Source organism: Cyclobacterium qasimii M12-11B, from assembly GCF_000427295.1.
Taxonomy (GTDB): domain Bacteria; phylum Bacteroidota; class Bacteroidia; order Cytophagales; family Cyclobacteriaceae; genus Cyclobacterium; species Cyclobacterium qasimii.
In genome coordinates, this window is record NZ_ATNM01000176.1 from 1 (window position 1) to 2,228 (window position 2,228).

The 2,228-nt window shown below is 28.5% G+C and carries 3 protein-coding genes; all 3 read left to right on the top strand.

Annotation, left to right across the window (positions count from 1 at the left end; translation table 11 throughout):
* Positions 1-269: TDP-N-acetylfucosamine:lipid II N-acetylfucosaminyltransferase family protein (locus ADICYQ_RS22130; protein WP_040417640.1), on the top strand; the 269-nt coding region annotated here is incomplete at its 5' end.
* Positions 270-415: 146 nt separating this feature from the next.
* On the top strand, positions 416-1,288 hold the full coding sequence (locus tag ADICYQ_RS22135; protein ID WP_020894187.1) for a glycosyltransferase family 2 protein: 873 nt from the start codon (positions 416-418) through the stop codon (positions 1,286-1,288).
* Positions 1,289-1,322: 34 nt separating this feature from the next.
* Positions 1,323-2,198 carry a glycosyltransferase gene (locus tag ADICYQ_RS22140; protein WP_020894188.1) on the top strand — a complete coding sequence of 292 codons (876 nt, stop codon included), beginning with the start codon at positions 1,323-1,325 and terminating at the stop codon, positions 2,196-2,198.
* Positions 2,199-2,228: the final 30 nt, after the last annotated feature.

The window sequence follows — 2,228 nt, forward strand, 5'->3', positions numbered from 1 at the left end:
ATTTGTCCTTTAAGTATTCTGGATCAGTAGAATATAGACAAAAAGTAATTGAAGTATTTAGTAATGAGTTTAAAAACAAATTTAGACCTTTAACAAGTTTTTTAAAATATAGTGATTACCTTCAACTTCTCTTATCTTGTCCTTATGTATTTTTTAATTCTAAGCGACAAATTGGCTTAGGTAATTTACTTTTTTCTATTTACCTAGGATCTGTTGTTATATTAAATAGTAATAATCCACTATTCCATTTTTTTTATCAAATGGAATAAAAGTATTTTCCATAGAAGAAGCTCAATCGAGCGAAAGCTTTGAATTGGATATTTCTAAAAATAGGGAAAATTTGGGATTGCTTTTCAATGAAGAAGCTCTTAAAGAGAGGTCACTTCAGGTTATACAAAATTTAATTGAAGAATAATTGATAAGTGTAATAATTCCTATATTTAATAATCAATATACTATTGAACGAGCCGTTTTATCGATTCTCAATGATCCAATAGTGTCTGAAATTTTGATTGTGGATGATGGATCTACTGATGAGTCCATTAATGTTTCTAAACGGCTTGCAAAAAATGAATCATTGATTAAAGTATTTCATCATCCGAATAGGGCAAATAAAGGAGCATCTGCATCAAGAAATCTTGGGCTTGCAAATTCAAAGTCTAATTGGATTCAATTTTTGGATGCAGATGATGAGCTTTTGCAAGGTAAACTTTCAGGTCAATTTGAAATGACTAGGCCTGATATTGCTTTTATTTTAGGAAATTGCTTTCATGTTTTACCAAATGGTAAAAAGCATATAATGAGTTCTGATTCCAAAATCTGGAAAGGATTGATTAGAAGTAAACTAGGAAGAACAAGTTCTATCCTTTGGAATAAAAAATATCTTTTGAAGGTTAACGGGTGGGATGAAAAATTAAGTAGTAGCCAAGAATATGATTTAATGTTTAGATTATTATTATGTAAAGCAAATATTGTTTTTGACAAAAGGCACCTTACATTGATTCATAAACAGGAGAATTCCATTAGTACAAATTCAAAAGCAAAACATCATAGAATTCAAAATTGGCTTTATTTAAGACTAAAAATTAGAAATCATTTGATAGTTAATAGACAATTTAATCTGATATATAATTATTATTTCTCTGGAGCTGTTGGATTCTTTTGTGATGAAAATAATATTTCTCTTCCACCCTATGTGAATAAAGTGTTTTACCAATTGTATAAATTTGAATTATTTTTTAAGATTAAATTTTTTAACTTGTTTAAATTTTTAAAAAATAAGTTTTGAGTTTGTTTTTATTTATTTTAAAATTAAATAAATAATGTATATTTCTATTATTATCCCTCATTACAATGATATAAATCGCTTGATTGGCTTATTAGATGAACTGGAAAATCAGGTTCTACCTAAAGACAAATGGGAAGTGTTTGTAATAAATAATTGTGTGGAATTCCCTTTAGAACTTCCTCTAGAATTTTCAGTTTCTTATCAGTTAAAAATTATAGAGGAATCAATTCCGGGTTCTTATGCCGCTAGGAATAAGGGGATAAAAGAGGCTAAAGGAGATTTATTGGCATTTACCGATTCCGATTGTTTACCCGAAAAGCATTGGTTGCTAAATGCACTTACTCATTTTAGTAATGATAAGGAGAAAAAGATAGGTGTGCTTACAGGACCAATCCCTTTGTTTTTTAAAGATCCATCGAATCTTTCCGCAGCCGAAATATATGAAAAGTATACTGGTTTTACTACAAAGGCCTATGCATTAGACGGAAAGGCTGTAACTGCAAATTGGTTTTCATATTCAACTGTAATTGATGAATTTGGAGGATTTGACCCTAACCTGAAATCCAATGGTGATTCTAAACTTTCAGGACAAATTTCTTCCAAATACTTAGTTAGTTATCAAGATGATATTATTGTATTTCATCCTGCAAGATATTTAATTAAGGAATTATCTAATAAATATAATAGACTTTTGGGTGGTACCTATACGAGGAATTATAAAGGTAAGAATATAATGTTTTTAGGTTATCTTATCAAATTTATTTTTAGAAGATATCGATTTGGATTTAAAAAACTTGTTACTGTAAGGTTGCATGAGTCCATAAAAATCATCAAAGTTTGTCATTGTATTAATAAAAGTGTTTTCAGCGAATTTTTTAGTATTATAAGAGGTAATCCAACGACAAGATGATCCTTAGTGTTTATTTCAAAATATTTTAAT